The sequence below is a fragment of the Sinorhizobium saheli genome, from assembly GCF_001651875.1.
Taxonomy (GTDB): Bacteria; Pseudomonadota; Alphaproteobacteria; order Rhizobiales; family Rhizobiaceae; genus Sinorhizobium; species Sinorhizobium saheli.
On record NZ_LNQB01000099.1, the window covers coordinates 25,975 to 42,844 of the forward strand.

The following is a 16,870-nucleotide window of genomic DNA, read 5'->3' on the forward strand; positions in this document are numbered from 1 at the left end:
ATCCCAATGAACATCCTGTCCGTTGCGTCTGAAGTCTACCCGCTGGTCAAGACGGGGGGGCTTGCCGATGTCGTCGGCGCGCTCCCCTCGGCCCTTCTCCCGCATGGTGTCAAGACGCGCACGCTGGTCCCGGGCTATCCGGCCGTAATGCACAAGCTGAAGAAGAAGAAGGCGGTCGGGCGTTTCGAGAACCTGTTCGGACACCCGGCGACGGTGCACTCGGCCGAGATAAACGGCCTTGATCTGCTCGTGCTCGACCAGCCGGCACTCTATCACCGCGACGGCGGACCCTACCTCGATACGACCGGACGCGACTATCCCGACAATTTCCGGCGTTTCGCCGCACTCTCGCTGGCGGCGGCGGAAATCGCCGGCGACAACGTCATTCCCGGCTGGAAGCCGGACATCGTCCATGTCCATGACTGGCAGACGGCGCTGGCGCCGGTCTACATGCGCTTCGGCTCGGCGCGCGACATCCCGACGGTGATGACGATCCACAACATCGCCTTCCAGGGACAGTTCGGCGCCTCGGTGTTTCCCGAGCTCTCGCTGCCGCCGGAGGCCTTCTCCGTGCAGTTCCTCGAATATTACGGCGACGTCGGCTTCCTGAAGGGCGGCCTGCAGACGGCGACGTCAATCACCACGGTGAGCCCGTCCTACGCGCAGGAGATCCTGACGCCGGAGTTCGGCATGGGCCTCGACGGCCTTCTCGCAAGCCGCGTCGACAGCCTGACGGGCATCGCCAACGGCATCGACGCCGAAGCCTGGAACCCTCAGACGGACCCGCATATCGTCGAGCATTACGGCGCTAGCACGCTCAAGCGGCGTGCCGCCAACCGCAAGGCGCTGGAGGATCGCTTCGGTCTGGACCACAGCCCGGGCCCGATCTTCTGCGTCATCAGCCGGCTCACCTGGCAGAAGGGCATGGACCTCGTCGCTGAGGTGACGGACGATATCGTCGCCCTCGGCGGCAAGCTCGTGGTGCTCGGCTCCGGCGACGCCGCACTCGAGGGCGCGCTGCTGGCGGCCGCCTCGCGTCATCGCGGCCGGATCGGCATGGTCACAGGCTATGACGAGCCGCTGTCGCATCTGATGCAGGCGGGCGCCGACGCGATCCTCATCCCGTCGCGCTTCGAGCCCTGCGGCCTCACTCAGCTCTACGGCCTGCGTTATGGTTGCGTGCCGGTCGTCGCCCGCACCGGCGGGCTCGCCGATACGATCATCGACGCCAACGAGGCGGCGCTTTCGGCGAAGTGCGCCACGGGCTTCCAGTTCCTGCCGGTGACCGCCGACGGGCTCAGGCTTGCGATCCGGCGCGTGATGCGTGCATACAGCGAGCCGAAATTGTGGGCGCGCATGCAGAACCAGGGCATGAAATCCGACGTTTCCTGGGCCAAGAGCGCGGAACGCTATGTCTCGCTTTACTCCGGTCTTCTCGCGAAAGGCTAAGACAATGATAAGAACCGTCTCCACCAACCCCTATGGCGACCAGAAACCCGGCACGTCGGGCCTGCGCAAGAAAGTCCCGGTCTTCCAGCAGAAGAACTATGCCGAGAACTTCATCCAGTCGATCTTCGATTCGCTCGAAGGTTTCGAGGGTCAGACGCTGGTGATCGGCGGCGACGGGCGCTACTACAACCGCGAGGTCATCCAGAAGGCGATCAAGATGGCGGCGGCGAACGGCTTTGGCCGTGTGCTCGTCGGCCGCGGCGGCATCCTGTCGACCCCCGCCGCCTCCAACGTCATCCGCAAATACGAGGCCTTCGGCGGCATCGTGCTGTCGGCGAGCCACAACCCGGGCGGCCCGACAGAGGATTTCGGCATCAAGTACAATGTCGGCAATGGCGGCCCGGCACCGGAGAAGGTGACGGACGCGATCTTTGCCCGCACCAAGGCGATCGACAGCTACAATATCTCCGACGGGCCGGACGTCAATCTCGACGTGGAAGGCAGCCAGCAGGTCGAGAACATGACGGTGACCGTCATCGATCCGGTCGCCGACTACGCCGAGTTGATGGAAAGCCTGTTCGACTTCGATGCGATCCGCAAGCTGATCGCCGGCGGCTTCCGTGTCGTGTTCGACGCGATGAGCGCCGTTACCGGCCCCTACGCAAAGGAGATCCTCGAGAGGCGGCTCGGCGCACCGAAGGGCTCGGTCATGAACTTCATCCCGTTGCCCGACTTCGGCGGCCATCATCCGGACCCGAACCTCGTTCACGCCCGCGCGCTCTACGAGACGATGATGGCGCCCGATGCGCCCGATTTCGGCGCCGCCTCGGACGGCGACGGCGACCGCAACCTGATCATCGGCAAGGGCATCTTCGTCACGCCGTCGGACAGCCTGGCAATGCTCGCCGCCAATGCGCACCTGGCGCCGGGCTACGCCAACGGCCTCGCGGGGATCGCGCGCTCCATGCCGACGAGCGGTGCGGCCGACCGCGTCGCCGCCAAGCTCGGCATCGGCCTCTACGAGACCCCGACCGGCTGGAAGTTCTTCGGCAACCTGCTCGACGAGGGCCTGGCGACGATCTGCGGCGAGGAGAGCGCCGGAACCGGATCCAACCACGTGCGCGAGAAGGACGGGCTCTGGGCCGTGCTGCTCTGGCTCAACATCCTCGCCGTGCGGAAGGAAAGCGCGCTCGAGATCGCCCGCAAGCACTGGGCGACCTACGGCCGCAACTATTATTCACGCCACGACTACGAGGCGGTCGACACGGATGCCGCAAACGGCCTGATCGCCGCGCTGCGCGACAAGCTCGCGACCCTGCCCGGCAAGAGCTTCGGCGCCCTGGCGGTCGAGACCGCAGACGATTTCTCCTACAACGATCCGGTCGACAAATCGGTCAGCAAGAACCAGGGCATCCGCATCCTCTTCGAGGGCGGATCGCGCGTCGTCTATAGGCTTTCCGGCACCGGCACGTCGGGTGCGACGTTGCGCGTCTATATCGAGCGCTACGAGCCCGACCCGGCCCGCCATGACCTCGACACCCAGGAAGCGCTCGCAGACCTGATCGCCGTCGCCGACGAGATTGCCGAGATCAAGGCCCGCACCGGCCGCGACCAGCCGAGCGTCATCACCTGAAGCCCAAGATCAAAGGGGCCGTCGATGTACGGCCCTCTTATCCAATCCACCGTCCTTCGCGCGTGACCTTGCTAACCCCCTCTGGCCTGCCGGCCATCTCCCCCACAAGGGGGCAGACGACTCGTGGCACGCTCTCCGCCTCGATCCAGGGATTCCGCCTGCAGAAGCTGTCGAGTGAAGCAAGGAGCAAGCCGCGCATATTCTCCCCCCTTGTGGGGGAGATGGCCGGCAGGCCAGAGGGGGTGGAGAGAGGTATCAAACTCAACCCGAGACCAACACCGACAAAGGGGTCCGCCTCCATGCCGCAGACCGGAATTCCACCTCTCGGCGTGACGCACACGGCCGGCGGAACGCGCTTTGCCGTCTGGTCCCACAATGCCGCCCGCATCGACCTCTGCCTGTTCGATGAGGCGGGCGCCACGGAACTCGGCCGCCTGCCGATGCAGCGCGAGGGCGATGTCCATAGCATCACCCTTGCCGATCTGCCGCCCGGCAGCCGCTACGGCCTGCGCGCCGATGGCGTCTACTCGCCCGAGCACGGCCTCTGGTTCGATCCGTCGAAACTGCTCGTCGACCCCTATGCGACGGAGCTCGACCGGCCCTTTCGTCACGGCACCAGGCTGACCGTCTTCGGCGAAGAGACCGCCGACCTGGTGCCGAAGGCGATCGTGACGGAAGCGAAGACTGTGAAGCCGAAGCCGCCGCTGTGGCAGCCGGGCGGGCTGATCTACGAGGTCGCGGTCAAGCCGTTCACCATCCTTCACCCGGACGTTCCGAAAAGGAAGCGCGGCACCGTGGCGGCGCTCGCCGAGCCGGTCGTCCTCGATCACCTGAAACGCATCGGCGCCTCCGCCGTCGAGCTGATGCCCATCGTCGCCTGGATCGACGAGCGGCACCTGCCGCCCCTCGGGCTCCACAACGGCTGGGGCTACAATCCGATCGCGCCGATGGCGCTCGATCCACGCCTGGTGCCCGGCGGCGTCAGCGAACTGCGCAGGACCGTGGACGCGCTGCACAAGGCCGGCATCGGCGTCATCCTCGATCTCGTCTTCAACCATTCCGGCGAAAGCGACCGGCTCGGCGCCACGCTTTCGATGCGCGGCATCGACAATCTCGCCTATTATCGCCACGCGACCGACCGGCCCGGCGAGCTCATCAACGACACCGGCTGCGGCAACACCATCGCCTGCGACCATCCGGTGGTGCAGCGGCTGATCCTCGACAGCCTGCGCCATTTCGTGCTTGCCGCCGGCGTCGACGGCTTCCGCTTCGATCTCGCCTCGATCCTCGGCCGCGACATGAGCGGCTTCCACCGCGATGCCGCTCTCTTTGCCGCCATAGCCGCCGACCCGGTGCTTGCCGACCGCGTGCTGATCGCCGAGCCCTGGGACACGGGGCCCGGCGGCTACCAGCTCGGCAATTTCCCCGCCCCCTTCCTCGAATGGAACGACCGGGCGCGCGACGACATCCGCCGCTACTGGCGCGGCGACCGGCACGCGGTCGGCGCGCTCGCAACCGCGCTTGCCGGCGCGTCCGACACCTTCTCGCGCTGGGGCGAAACGAAGACGCGCAGCGTCAACTTCATCGCCGCCCATGACGGCTTCACGCTGATGGACCTCGTCTCCTACGCGCGCAAGCACAACGAGGCGAACGGCGAAGCCAATCGCGACGGCCACGACGAGAATTATTCGTGGAACAACGGCGCCGAGGGACCGATCGACGATCCGGAAATCGCCGTGGCCCGGCGGCACGACGTCATGGCGCTGCTCGGCACTCTTTTCGCCTCGCGTGGCGCAATCATGCTCACCGCGGGCGACGAAGGCGGCCGCAGCCAGGCCGGCAACAACAATGCCTATGCGCAGGACAATGCGGTGACCTGGCTCGATTGGAGCAAGCTCGATCCGCAGCTCTTCGACCACACGGCCCGGCTCGCCGCCATGCGCCGGCGCTTCGGCGTCTTTGGCGAAACCGGCTTCTTCACCGGCAACGGCGATGTCGCCTGGCTGCGTTTCGACGGCCATCCGATGACGGTCGACGACTGGGAACACCCCGCGACCGACAATCTCGTGATGATCCTTCCGACCGAAGACAGCGAAGAGAAGCGACGGATGCGGCTTGCCGTCGTCGTCAATCGCAGCCATGCACCGCATCCCTTCCGGCTGCCGGCAAGCCTCGACGGCGAGTGGCGCGACGCTCTGTCGGGCACGGGCCTGCCGGCATTGGCGCCGGCCCGCTCGGTCAGCTTTTTCGTCGAGGTTTTTTAAAGTTTTACCAGCACTTGCTAGATCTTGGCCGACCGGCCTATAGATCATGGCCGGGAGGCCTTCTTCAGGATAATCAAATGCCGCAAGACATTTCACTTTCCGATGTCAAGGATCTGATCGGCAAGGAGCTCGGCGTCTCCGAGTGGATCACCGTGACCCAGAAGACCATCGACAGTTTTGCCGAGGCTACGGACGATTTCCAGTTCATCCACACCGACCCGGTGCGCGCCGCCGCGGAAACGCCCTTCGGCGGCACCATAGCGCATGGCTTCCTGTCGCTCTCGCTGCTTTCGGCCATGAACTACAATTGCCTGCCGAAGATCCGCGAGCAGACGATGGGCATCAATTACGGCTTCGACAAGGTGCGCTTCATGGCGCCGGTCAAGAGCGGCGCGCGCGTGCGCGGCCGCTTCACCATGGCCGATGCCCGCTTCCGCGGCGCCGGCATGCTGATGATCACCTATGATGCGACCGTCGAGATCGAGGGCGAAAGAAAGCCCGCACTGACGGCGACCTGGCTGACGATCACCCAGTTCGACCCCAAGGACCGGCCGGCGGATGCGTGACGGCGGACCCCGCTGCGACTGTCCATAAGGCATCTCGAAGCAAACTGCGCCGTCATGTTCGAGAAAAGAGAAGAACGGAAAGGCATTTTGCCCCTCACCCTGACCCTCACCCCGGCGGCGCGGCACATCCCTTCTCCCCGCGTTGCGGTGAGAAGGTGGCGGCAGCCGGATGAGGGGCGAAGGCCTGGCGCTGGCAATCTCTAAATAGCGAAGAAGCGGCAGATCACTCCGCCGCTTCTGATGCCTGATGGCACAGTTTTTCAGTATGCCGCGTCTTCCGCACCTTCGGACAGCAGGCCGAAGACGAAGGGCGAGAAGGACCGCCAGCATTCGACGCGGAACGTATCCTCGGCGGTGCGGAAGAGGACGATTTCCGCCTTGCCGAAGATCGTGCGCGAGCAGGCGCCGACCGGGAAGATCGCCAGCGACAGGTCCTGCGGGCAGCCGCTGTTAATCGCGACTTCGGCGCCCGGTCCGCTGACGATCACCGCCGTGTTGCGGTGTGAGACGTCGACGGCCGAATGCACGACGCCGCTCGACGCGGCCGCCGCCATCAGGTCGGCATTGTCCTCGTCGATCACCAGCCACTCGTCCGGCCCGAGCCACAGCGCGTGGCGCCTGCCGGTGGAGGCCGAAGTCTTCGGCCGGACGGGCAAGGTCACGCCGAGCGCGGCCGAGAGAGCGGAGACCGCCTCCGCTCCGGCGCGCAGCGCGATCCGCGAGGCGGGATCGGCCGGCGTGAGGATCGCGGCCGGCGAGCCGCCACGGCGGCCGGCGAGCGGGACGTTTCGGGTAGCAATTGCCTGGTCAGCCATGGAGGCGACCTCCTTCCTTGTCAAAGAACACCATGTCGCTCACCTCGACGGCGATCGTCCGGTCGGCCATCGGCACGTAGAGCGTCTGCCCAAGGCGCGCCTGGCCGCCGGCGACGAGCGCCAAGGCGATCGAGCGGCCGCAGTTCGACGACCAGTAGGACGAGGTCACGTGGCCGAGCATGGTCATGGGTTTGGGTTCGTTCGGGTCCGCGACGATCTGCGCGCCCTCCTCAAGCACCACCTTCGGATCCTTGGTGAGGAGGCCGACGAGCTGTTTGCGGCCCTCCTTGACGAGGTCGGGCCGCGTCAGGCCGCGAATGCCGACGAAGTCCGGCTTCTTCTTCGAGACCGCCCAGGAGAGGCCGGCATCGTGCGGCGTGACGGTGCCGTCCGTGTCCTGGCCGACGATGATGTAGCCCTTCTCGGCGCGCAACACGTGCATCGTCTCGGTGCCATAGGCGCAGGCGCCCATCGGCTCGGCCCGCGCCCAGATCGCTTCCCATACGGCCTGGCCGTAATCGGCCGGCACGTTGACCTCGAAGCCGAGCTCGCCGGTGAAGGACATGCGGAAGAGCCGGGTCGGCACGCCGCAGATCTTCCCTTCGGCGACGCTCATATGCGGGAAGGCCCCGTTGGAGAGGTCGATGCCTTCGACGAGCGGCGCGATGATCTCCCGCGCCTTCGGCCCCTGCACGGCGATGACGGCCCACTGCTCGGTGGTCGAGGTGAGCCAGACCTTGAGATGCGGGAACTCCGTCTGGAGGTAGTCCTCCATGTGCTGCAGGACGCGCGGCGCGCCGCCCGTCGTCGTCGTCACATGGAACCGGTCCTCGGCCATCCGGCCGACGACGCCGTCGTCATAGATGAAGCCGTCTTCGCGCAGCATGATGCCGTAGCGGCAGCGGCCGGGCTTCAGGTTGTCCCAGGCATTGGTGTACATGAGGTTCAGGAACTTCGCCGCGTCCGGGCCGACCACCTCGATCTTGCCGAGCGTCGACGCGTCGAAGACGCCGGCCACGTCACGAACGGTCTTGCATTCGCGGGCGACCGCCTCATGCATGTCCTCGCCCGCCTGCGGATAGAACCAGGCGCGCTTCCAGTTTCCGACATCCTCGAACTCGGCGCCATGCGCCTCCTCCCAGGCATGCATCGGCGTCTTGCGCGCCGGATCGAAAAGCGACCCGCGCGAGTGGCTGACGATCGTGCCGAAGGTCACCGGCGTGTAGGGCTGGCGGAAGGTCGTGAGCCCCACGGCCGGTATTTCCTTGCCGAGCGCTTCCGCCGCGATCGCGAGACCGTGCATGTTGGAAAGCTTGCCCTGGTCGGAAGCCATGCCGTTGGTGGTGAAGCGCTTGATGTGCTCGATCGAGTGCATGCCCTCGCGCACGGCAAGGCGGATGTCCTTGGCGCAGACGTCGTGCTGGAAGTCGATGAAGGCCTTGACGGTCGTGTCCGCCCCCGCGCCTTCGGCCGCCCCGTGCATGCCGCCCGTCCATTCGAAGGCGTTGCGGCCGGTGAGCGTCACCTGCGCGCCGCCTTCCGCCCCCGCCGCGCGGGCCGCCAGCTCGCCGGCGGCAAGCGCCTCGTCGATCGTCGCCTGCAGGTCGTCCGTGCCGTTGCAGGCGCCGACGGAGAGGCACTCCTGCGCGTAGGTGCCGGGCAGGAACCGCTCGGTCGAGGCGTCGAACTTCACCTTGCCGCGCGACTGCGAGAAGAGGTGCACCGACGGCGTCCAGCCGGCCGAGACCAGCAGCGCATCGACGGCGATCTTGCGAGAGGCGCCGCCGCCATTGCGGGCGACGTTGATCGAGGCGATGCGGAGCTTGCCGGTCGTGTTGACGACCGAGTGACCGGCAAGGACCTCGATGCCGAGCTCGCGCGCCTTCGCCAGCACCGCCTCGCCCGGCTTCTCGCGGCAATCGACGATCGCCGCCACCGTGACGCCGGCCTTCTTGAGATCGAAGGCGGCCTCGTAGGCGGAATCATGCGCCGTATAGACGCCGACCCGCTTGCCGACGGCGACGCCGAAGTGGTTGAGGTAGGTGCGCCCGGCCGATGCCAGCATGATGCCGGGCCGGTCGTTGTTGGCGAAGACCATGTGGCGCTCGATCGCGCCATTGGCGAGGATGACCTTCTTCGCGCGCACCTGCCAGAGCCGCTCGCGCGGGAGCGACTTCTCCGGTGAAGCAAGGTGGTCGGTTACGCGCTCGACGAGGCCGACGAAATTGTGGTTGTAGTAACCGAAGGCGGTCGTGCGGGTGAGCAGCGTCACGTTGTCCATGGCGGCAAGCGCCTTGCCGGTCGCCTGCGCCCAGTCGTAACCCGGCTTGCCGTCGATGACGGTGCCGCTGTCGTAATGCAGCGCACCGCCGACGCCCGGCTGCTCGTCGCAGAGGATCACCTTTGCGCCGGCCTTCGCCGCCGCAAGCGCGGCGGCAAGACCGGCGATGCCGGCGCCGACCACCAGCACGTCGCAATGGACGTAGCGGCTCGAATAGTGATCCGGATCGGCCTCCGTCGGCGCGACGCCGAGACCGGCGGCGCGGCGGATGAAGGGCTCGTAGAGCTTGTGCCAGGCGGCCTTCGGCCACATGAAGGTCTTGTAGTAGAAGCCGGCCGCGAAGAAGGGCGAGAGCAGATCGTTGAAGCCGCCGATGTCGAAGGCGAGCGACGGCCAGCGGTTCTGCGACGAGACTTTCATTCCGTCGAAGACCTCCTGCACCGTGGCACGCACGTTCGGCTGCCGGCGGGCCGCGTCGCGAGCGACGTCGAGGAGCGCGTTCGGCTCTTCGGCACCCGCCGAAAGAATGCCGCGCGGGCGGTGGTACTTGAACGAACGTCCGACGAGATGGATGTCGTTGGCGATCAGCGCCGAGGCCACCGTGTCGCCCTCGAGCGCCGTCAGCGTCCGGCCGTCGAAGGTGAAGCGGGCACTGCGCGCGGGCGTCAGGCGTCCGGCACCCGAAATGCGATTGACCCCGCTCATTGTGCTGCTCCTTCAAGGGCCTCGTAGGTTTCGACCTCGGCGCCCGTCTTCGGTTTTTCGTTGAGATCGGGCTTCGGCTCGCCGGCCTTGTAGGTCGTCAGGAACCGGTCGCTGATCGTGTCGCGAGCGGCATTGAAGAACCGTCCGCAGCCGTGGACGTGCCGCCACCGCTCGAAGATCACGCCCTTCGGGTTGTCGCGCAGGAAGAAATAGGCTTCGAATTCTTCATCGCTGATCTCGGCCATGTTGGTGGGACGGGCGATATGGGCATCGCCGCCGTTGCGGAATTCGAGCTCGGAGCGCTCTTCCTCGCAATAGGGGCAGTAAATCAGAAGCATCTGGAATGTCCTCGCATCAGAGCGCCGCGTCTTTCATGAAAGCGCAAGGGCCGCTCTATCCTTCAACTCTAGTGCGCAACGGCGGCGGCGGCCGCCTCGTCGATGAGCCGCCCCGTGCGGAAGCGCTCGAGCGTCAGCCCCGCGGCAAGCCGATGCGGTTCCCCGCGCGCGATGAGATGGGCAAAGAGGTTGGCCGAGCCCGGCGTCGCCTTGAAGCCGCCCGTTCCCCAGCCGGCGTTGAGGTAGAGCCCCGGCACCGGCGTCACGCCCTGGATCGGCGAGCGGTCCTGCGTCACGTCGACGATGCCGCCCCATTGCCGCATCATCTTGACGCGGCGGAACATCGGGAAGAGCTCGCAGATCGCGTCGAGCGTATGGGTGATGATCTGCAGGCCGCCGGTCTGCGAATAGGAATTGTACTGGTCGGTACCGGCGCCGATGACGAATTCGCCCTTGTCGGACTGCGAAATATAGGCGTGCACCGAATTCGACATCACCACGCAGGGGAAGATCGGCTTCAACGGCTCGGAGACGAGCGCCTGCAGCGGCTGGCTCTGCAGCGGCACGCGCACGTCGACCATCTGCATCAGCGTGGACGTGTGACCGGCGGCGGAAATGCCGATCTTCTTCGCCCCGATGAAGCCGCGATTGGTGTCGACGCCGGTGACGCGGCCGGTCTCGTCGCGGCGGATGCCGGTCACTTCGCAGTTCTGGATGATATGGACGCCGCGATCGGAGGCGGCGCGCGCATAGCCCCAGGCGACGGCGTCGTGGCGCGCCGTGCCGCCGCGGCGCTGGAGTGCGGCGCCGTTGACCGGGTAGCGGGCGGTCTTGGCGATGTCGAGCGGCGGACAATAGGCCTTCGCCTGTTCCGGCGTCAGCCACTCGTTGTCGATGCCGTAGAGCCGGTTGGCGTTGATGTGCCGCTTGAACGACTGCTGGTCATGGATGTTGTGCGACAGCATCATCACGCCGCGCGGCGAATACATGACGTTGTAGTTCAGGTCCTGCGACAGGTTTTCCCAGAGCTTCAGCGAATGCTCGTAGATGTCCATGCTCTCTTCATAGAGATAGTTGGACCGGATGATCGTGGTGTTCCGGCCGGTATTGCCGCCGCCGATCCATCCCTTTTCGAGCACGGCGACATTGGTGATGCCGTGTTCCTTGGCGAGGTAATAGGCGGCGCCGAGGCCATGGCCGCCGCCGCCGATGATGATCACATCGTATTGCTTGCGCGGCTCCGGCGAGGCCCAGTGCGGCCCCCAACCCTTGTGGCCGCGCAACGCTTCGCGCGCCACGGCAAAAACAGAATATTTGCGCATCCGCCTGCTACTCCATGAACCGGGAAAACGTTCAGTCGAGGTTAGAAATCGCAAATCTCAGGGCGGCGCAACGTTTCTTTTGCGACGCGATCCGGCGGACTTGCGCGGACTTGCGACATCGGCGACGCTTCATCGCCTACGAGGCCGCGCCAAGCGTCCTTTGCGGGCCCTTTCCGGCGCTTTTTTGACCCTTCGGGCGCTCTCGGCGCTGGACTTCGGCGGCACGATCTGGTATCCGCTCATCTAATCGCAGAGCTCTCGGCTCAGCGAACGTAATTTTGTTGCCTACCAGACCTGATGGTGAGGCGAGCCACTCGAAACAAAGGAACGGGATTCACGTGCAGGTACTTGTCCGCGATAACAATGTCGACCAGGCGCTCCGCGCTCTCAAGAAGAAGATGCAGCGCGAAGGCATTTTCCGCGAAATGAAGATGCGTGACTTCTACGAAAAGCCGTCCCAGAAGCGTGCGCGCGAAAAGGCCGAAGCCGTCCGCCGCGTCCGCAAGCTGGCCCGCAAGCGCGCACAGCGTGAAGGCCTCCTGGCCCGCTGATCGGTCGTTTTTTCGACGCTTTGCAATATGAAAGGCGGGGGCGAGGGATCGCCGCCGCTTTTTTCCTTTGGATGCCCTGCCCGGCGGCGCTCCAGTAGCGTCGGATCCCCATCAAGGAGCAAACGTGGCTGTGGCATTTTGAAGTGCTGCATGGTTCTGCCTTAATTCGGTTCCGATTTAAGGTTCATGCAGGAGGCTGACTGTATCAGCTCGACGGTCAACCGCCCGGAGGGGACTCACCGGTCGGATCACATGGAGGCACTGATGCCCCCGGCCGGAGCCCCGCACCTTCGCTGGTCTCCGTAAATGGAAAGCCACTGGCTTTCGGGACCTTGTCGCATTGAGGGATCGACTTTGACACTTGCTGCCATGACTGCGGACGTCTCCGCCATGAACGAGGCGAACCGCCGCCACCAGCGCAAGCCGAAGCTTGCCGCCTTTCTCATGCTCGGCTCTGCCTTGCTTCTCGCCGGCTGCCAGACCGACAACTCCTCCGAATCGATGTTTCGCGTCGAACGGGCCCAGGGCTCGGAGGAGAACATCGCCTCGCTGTCGAGCGTCATCGCCTCCAATCCGAGCGATCCGGAAGGCTACAATGTCCGTGGCTCCGCCTATGGCCGCGCCGGCGAGTTCCGCCGCGCGCTTGCGGATTTCGACGAGGCGATCCGGCTCAACCCGCGCTTCTACCAGGCCTATGCCAACCGGGCGCTCGTCCAGCGCAACATGGGCAACCAGCAGGCCGCGCTCTCCGACTACAATGCGGCGCTGCAAGTCAATCCGAGCTATGACGTCGCCTATATCGGCCGCGGTAACCTCTATCGCCAGGGCGGGCAGCTCGATGCCGCCTTCAACGATTTCAACAAGGCGATCGAGTTCGACACCACCGATCCCCGTGCCTACCACAATCGCGGCCTGATCTACCAGGCGCGCAATCAGCATGGGCAGGCGATCGAGGATTTCTCGAAGGCCATTTCGCTGTCGCCGCGTTCGCCCGAACCCTATAACGGCCGCGGCATCTCCTATGTCGCACAGGGCGACGACGACAACGCCTTCGCCGATTTCAACACCGCGATCAACCTCAACGGCAAGCTGGCCGAGTCCTGGGCAAACCAGGCACTGATCTACGAGCGTCGCGGCGAGAAGGCCAAGGCCTCGAAATCCTATTCGCATGCGCTGTCGCTCGACCCGAAATACGAGCCGGCGCGCGCGGGGCTTGCCCGCGTCAAGGCAATGTCCTGACGTCCCTTCCCCGCTTCGATTTTATGGACGCCCGCGACCACCTCGCGGGCGTTTTCATTTCCGAGATCAGTGCGGCGCCGCGCCTCGCTACTTTCGGGCGACACCCCATTCGCGGAACCAACCTTGCTCCCGTCCGTTTGACCGATGGCCTAAACAACGGAGAATGAGCCATGATCAAGCGAAGCCTCATCGCGGCCGTCACGCCGGCGGCCCTGTCCGGCACCGCGTCCGCCCAAGACTACGTGGCGCTCGGCCGCCTCACCTGCGGCTCCGAAGGCGGCACGGGGCTTATCGTCACTTCCACCAAGAACCTGATGTGCACCTTCAAGCCGGCCGATGGCTCGCCCGGAGCCGTCTATGCCGGCAGGATCACCAAGATCGGCATAGATATAGGATCGACCGGCAAGACCGTGATGATCTGGGATGTACTGGCGAAAACCGGCACGCCGTTCACCGAGCATGCGCTGGCCGGCGAATATGCCGGTGTCGGTGCTGACGCCAGCTTCGCCGTCGGCGGCGGAGCGAAAGTCATCGCTGGCGGCACCAACAGGGCCTTCATGCTGCAGCCGATCAACGTCCAGGTCCAGGAAGGCCTGAACGTCGCCCTCGGCATAGATCACCTGGTTCTGGCGCCGGCCGGTTGACCGGATAGAATTGTGGAGACCCCGCCGGGGGTCTCGCTCGGGTCCCCTCACCGGCAGTCCGCTTGTTCCTCGTATTGCAGCGACTTGCGCGCCGCGGCAAGGCGCGCCACTCTTGCCGTTGGTCGCTACGGACCGCGCGGCCCTTTCCGGCGCGCAGGTCGCTGTAAAACTTGAAATTGCTGCATGTCTTCGTCCTCAGATCGAGGTAGATTTCGACTGAGGAGACATGCAGTGTTGAACCGGCGCGACAGCCGACGGGATATGGGATGAAGGACCAGGCAATCCGCGACATCGTTCTCTGGATGTCGGACGAGGGAATTCGCGGCCTCAAGGAGCAGGACCTTCTCGCGGGCTTCTGTGACCGGTGCCACGCCGCCGGCCTTCATATCGACCGCGCCCTCGGGCTCATCGACACCCTCCATCCGGAGTTCGAGGGCCGCGCCTTTCAGTGGAACACCGAAAGCGACGACGTGCCGGACGTCGTGCATTACGGCTCGACGAGCGGCGGCGAGGCGCAGGAAAACTGGCGGCGCTCCGTCTTCTTCCACATGCTCCAGGATAACGAAACCGAGCGCCGCATCCGTCTTGCAGACGAGCCGCATATTCCCTTCACCATGCTCGACAAGCTGAAATCCGAAGGGCACACCGACTGCTGCGGCCTGATCTATCATTTCACCGACCGCGGCCGCGTCGGACAGATGGATTGCTTCTACTCCTACTGGACGACGAAGAGGCGCGGAGGCTTCGACGGCGAAGACCTCGATGCGCTGCGAACGCTTGTGCCGACGCTTGCGCTCGCCGTGAAGGCGGCCTCCTGCGTCCGCATCATCGGCACGCTAGCAGATGTCTATCTCGGCCAGGACGCCGGCCGCCGTGTGGTCGAAGGCAGCATCGAACGGGGAGCGGCCGAACGCATAGAGGCGGTCATGTGGTTCTCGGATCTGCGCAACTACACGCGCATCGCCGAGAGTGTCGAGCCAGAGGAGGTCATTCCCTTCCTCAACGACTATTCCGGCACGGTGATTGCCGCGATCGAGGACCATGGAGGCAGCGTGCTGAAGCTGATCGGCGACGGGGTCCTCGCCATCTTCAACGGCCGCAAGCCGGCCGATGCCTGCAACGCGGCGATCGCCGCCGAACGGCAGCTGCGCGTCATGCTCGCCGACCTGAACGAGCGGCGGCTCGAAGAAGGAAAGCCGACCACCGATGTCTATCTCGGGCTGCACATCGGCGAGGTCTTCTATGGAAACATCGGCAGTCAGACCCGGCTCGATTTCACCGTGGTCGGCCCCGCCGTCAACGAAGTGAGCCGCATCGTCTCGATGTGCCGCTCGGTGGAACGGCACGTCATCATGTCTTCGGAATTCGTCGAAGCCGCCCCGGCCGCGCATCGCGCCAATGCCGTTTCGCTCGGACGCTTCGCGCTTCGCGGCGTCGCCAGGGCGAAGGAGCTTTTTACCTGGGATCCGGAGATTGCGGGCGGTTGAGGCTTATTGGTGCTCTGGGCACGTCTCCGAGCGCTGCAGCCCCCCACCCTAACCCCCTCCCCGCAAGCGGGAAGAGGAACTTCAGCGGCGGCCGCGAGTCCCCTTCGCCCCGCCTGCGGGGAGAAGGTGGCCGGCAGGCCGGATGAGGGGCATGCGCAAAGCGCCGTCCGCTCAGTGGTTGATCGCCTTGACGATCTCTTCGGTGACCTTCTTGGCGTCGCCGAGCAGCATCATCGTGCCGTCCTTGTAGAACAGCGTGTTGTCGATGCCGGCATAGCCGGAGCCGAGCGAGCGCTTGACGAAGAGGCAGGTCTTCGCCTTGTCGACGTCGAGGATCGGCATGCCGTAGATCGGCGACGACTTGTCGTCGCGGGCCGCCGGGTTGGTGACGTCGTTGGCGCCGATGACATAGGCGACGTCGGCCTGGGCGAATTCCGAGTTGATGTCCTCGAGCTCGAACACCTCGTCATAGGGCACGTTCGCTTCTGCGAGCAGCACGTTCATGTGCCCGGGCATGCGGCCGGCGACCGGATGAATGGCGTATTTGACCTCGACGCCGGCCTCCTTGAGCTTGTCGGCGAGCTCGCGGAGCGCGTGCTGCGCCTGCGCCACCGCCATGCCGTAGCCCGGCACGATGATCACCTTCGAGGCGTTCTGCATCAGGAAGGCGGCATCGTCGGCCGAGCCCTGCTTGACGGTCTTCTGCACGCCGTCGTCGCTGCCGGCAACCGCGGTCTCGCCGCCGAAGCCGCCGAGGATGACCGAGATGAACGAGCGGTTCATGCCCTTGCACATGATGTAGGAGAGGATCGCACCGGACGAGCCGACCAGCGCCCCGGTGATGATCAGCGCCAGATTGCCGAGGGTGAAGCCGATGCCGGCCGCCGCCCAGCCGGAATAGGAGTTCAGCATCGACACGACGACCGGCATGTCGGCGCCGCCGATCGGCACGATGATCAGCACCCCGAGCGCCAGCGACAGGAGGACGATCGCCCAGAAATTGAAGTGGCTCTCCGTCAGCGCCAGGCCGACGATGAAGAAGACGACGAGCGCGCCGAGCGTCAGATTGATGAGGTGGCGATAGGGCAGGAGGATCGGCTTGCCGGACATGCGGCCGTCGAGCTTCAGGAAGGCGATGATCGAGCCGGTGAAGGTGATCGCGCCGATCGCGACGCCGAGCGCCATTTCGACGAGCGCCTGGGCATGGATCGAGCCCACTTCGCCGATACCGAAGGCGGACGGCGCGTAGAGCGCGCCGGCGGCGACCAGCACCGCGGCGAGACCGACCAGCGAATGGAAGCCGGCGACGAGCTGCGGCATCGCCGTCATCGGGATGCGCTTGGCGATATAGGCGCCGGCGCCGCCGCCGACGGCGAGGCCGACGACGATCAGCAGGAACCCGCCGATCGACGGCTGTGCCAGGAACAGCGTCGTGACGATCGCGATGCCCATCCCTGTCATGCCGTAGGCATTGCCCTTGCGGCTGGTGGTCGGATGCGAAAGACCGCGGAGCGCCATGATGAACAGGACGCCCGAGACGAGATAGAGGAAGGCTGCGAAGTTAGCGTTCATCGGC

The 16,870-nt window shown here is 65.4% G+C and carries 13 protein-coding genes; 8 read left to right on the forward strand and 5 right to left on the reverse strand.

From position 1 onward, the window contains the following. The first annotated feature begins 6 nt into the window (after nt 1-6). From glgA to ATB98_RS25270, 4 genes are all read left to right on the forward strand, one after another. Nucleotides 7-1,449, forward strand: a complete 1,443-nt coding sequence (gene glgA / locus ATB98_RS25250; RefSeq protein WP_066878719.1) for a glycogen synthase GlgA — start codon at nt 7-9, stop codon at nt 1,447-1,449. Between the two features lie 4 nt (nt 1,450-1,453). Next, a complete protein-coding gene (locus ATB98_RS25255) occupies nt 1,454-3,082 on the forward strand; it encodes an alpha-D-glucose phosphate-specific phosphoglucomutase (RefSeq protein ID WP_066878721.1) in 1,629 nt (542 codons plus the stop codon). 299 nt (nt 3,083-3,381) lie between these two features. Continuing rightward, a complete protein-coding gene (glgX, locus tag ATB98_RS25265; RefSeq protein ID WP_066878725.1) occupies nt 3,382-5,346 on the forward strand; it encodes a glycogen debranching protein GlgX in 1,965 nt (654 codons plus the stop codon). Between the two features lie 77 nt (nt 5,347-5,423). After that, complete coding sequence (locus ATB98_RS25270; protein ID WP_066878727.1) at nt 5,424-5,912, forward strand: MaoC family dehydratase; 489 nt, start codon at nt 5,424-5,426, stop codon at nt 5,910-5,912. Between the two features lie 260 nt (nt 5,913-6,172). Here the strand turns inward: ATB98_RS25270 and soxG are convergent, their stop codons facing one another. From soxG to ATB98_RS25290, 4 genes are all read right to left on the reverse strand, one after another. Beyond that, entirely contained in the window at nt 6,173-6,727 is a 555-nt protein-coding gene (gene soxG / locus ATB98_RS25275) for a sarcosine oxidase subunit gamma family protein (protein WP_066878729.1), read from the reverse strand. After that, complete coding sequence (locus ATB98_RS25280; RefSeq protein ID WP_066878731.1) at nt 6,720-9,713, reverse strand: sarcosine oxidase subunit alpha; 2,994 nt, start codon at nt 9,711-9,713, stop codon at nt 6,720-6,722. The genes soxG and ATB98_RS25280 overlap by 8 nt, the downstream gene beginning before the upstream one ends. Continuing rightward, nucleotides 9,710-10,051: a sarcosine oxidase subunit delta gene (locus ATB98_RS25285; protein ID WP_066878733.1), complete on the reverse strand. Its 342-nt coding sequence runs from the start codon at nt 10,049-10,051 to the stop codon at nt 9,710-9,712. Before ATB98_RS25285 ends, ATB98_RS25280 begins: the two co-directional genes overlap by 4 nt. A 68-nt stretch (nt 10,052-10,119) precedes the next feature. Continuing rightward, nucleotides 10,120-11,373 carry a sarcosine oxidase subunit beta family protein gene (locus ATB98_RS25290; RefSeq protein ID WP_066878735.1) on the reverse strand — a complete coding sequence of 418 codons (1,254 nt, stop codon included), beginning with the start codon at nt 11,371-11,373 and terminating at the stop codon, nt 10,120-10,122. A gap of 338 nt (nt 11,374-11,711) precedes the next feature. Between ATB98_RS25290 and rpsU the strand changes: the two genes are divergently transcribed. From rpsU to ATB98_RS25310, 4 genes are all read left to right on the forward strand, one after another. Then, nucleotides 11,712-11,924, forward strand: a complete 213-nt coding sequence (gene rpsU, locus ATB98_RS25295; RefSeq protein WP_012709405.1) for a 30S ribosomal protein S21 — start codon at nt 11,712-11,714, stop codon at nt 11,922-11,924. Nucleotides 11,925-12,278: 354 nt separating this feature from the next. Further along, complete coding sequence (locus ATB98_RS25300) at nt 12,279-13,163, forward strand: tetratricopeptide repeat protein (RefSeq protein ID WP_084435804.1); 885 nt, start codon at nt 12,279-12,281, stop codon at nt 13,161-13,163. Nucleotides 13,164-13,333: 170 nt separating this feature from the next. Next, nucleotides 13,334-13,807, forward strand: a complete 474-nt coding sequence (locus ATB98_RS25305; RefSeq protein ID WP_066878739.1) for a DUF992 domain-containing protein — start codon at nt 13,334-13,336, stop codon at nt 13,805-13,807. A gap of 266 nt (nt 13,808-14,073) precedes the next feature. After that, the gene (locus ATB98_RS25310) at nt 14,074-15,294 is read left to right on the forward strand and encodes an adenylate/guanylate cyclase domain-containing protein (protein ID WP_066878741.1); all 1,221 of its coding nucleotides are present in this window, start codon (nt 14,074-14,076) and stop codon (nt 15,292-15,294) included. A 171-nt stretch (nt 15,295-15,465) separates the two neighbouring features. Here ATB98_RS25310 and ATB98_RS25315 read toward each other — a convergent pair whose 3' ends face one another. Next, entirely contained in the window at nt 15,466-16,866 is a 1,401-nt protein-coding gene (locus ATB98_RS25315; protein ID WP_066878743.1) for an NAD(P)(+) transhydrogenase (Re/Si-specific) subunit beta, read from the reverse strand. Nucleotides 16,867-16,870 lie beyond the last annotated feature (4 nt).